Here is a 632-nt window from a genome sequence, read left to right as displayed (position 1 = left end):
GAGTAGGTAGGCGCGGGAGTCACCGATGTGGACCAGCCCGAGCTTGTTGCCGGAGAACAGGATTGCGGTGAGCGTGGTGCCCATGCCGTCGAGTTCGGGGTCCTCCTCGACGTGGTCGGCGATGGAGTCGTTGCCCTCCCGGGTGGCGGCCTCGAGCTTGCCGAGCAGATCTTCGCCGGGCTCGTCGTCGTCGAGATGCGCGAGGGCCGCGATCATCAACTGCGACGCGACCTCACCGGCCGCGTGACCGCCCATGCCGTCCGCGAGCGCCAGCAGGCGGGCACCGGCATACACGGAATCTTCGTTGTTGGAACGGACAAGGCCACGGTCGCTGCGGGCGGCATAGCGGAGTACGAGGGTCACGGGCGCAACTCGATTACCGTTTTGCCGACCCGTACGGGGGTACCGAGCGGCACGCGGACAGATGTGGTGACCTTGGCGCGATCCAGGTACGTGCCGTTGGTCGAGCCGAGGTCTTCGACGTACCAGTCGGCGCCTCGCGGGGAGAGCCGAGCGTGGCGGGTGGAGGCGTAGTCGTCGGTGAGAACGAGGGTGGAGTCGTCGGCCCGTCCGATGAGGACGGGCTGGGTGCCGAGAGTGATGCGCGTGCCGGCGAGGCCGCCCTGCGTCAC

At 68.4% G+C, this 632-nt stretch carries 2 protein-coding genes; both read right to left on the bottom strand.

Annotated elements, in window-relative coordinates; all coding sequences use genetic code 11:
- Positions 1-363 (bottom strand): PP2C family protein-serine/threonine phosphatase (locus ACFWJO_RS40575; RefSeq protein WP_386873397.1); only part of this gene is annotated, 363 nt, incomplete at its 3' end.
- Positions 360-632, bottom strand: a 273-nt coding sequence (locus ACFWJO_RS40570; protein WP_386873395.1) for an FHA domain-containing protein, incomplete at its 5' end; no start/stop codon positions are given. The genes ACFWJO_RS40575 and ACFWJO_RS40570, both read right to left, overlap by 4 nt.

The organism is Streptomyces sp. NPDC127092 (assembly GCF_042722475.1).
GTDB lineage: Bacteria > Actinomycetota > Actinomycetes > Streptomycetales > Streptomycetaceae > Streptomyces.
Note: the sequence above shows the minus strand (reverse complement) of the source record. Positions and strands in the feature narration are given on the sequence as shown.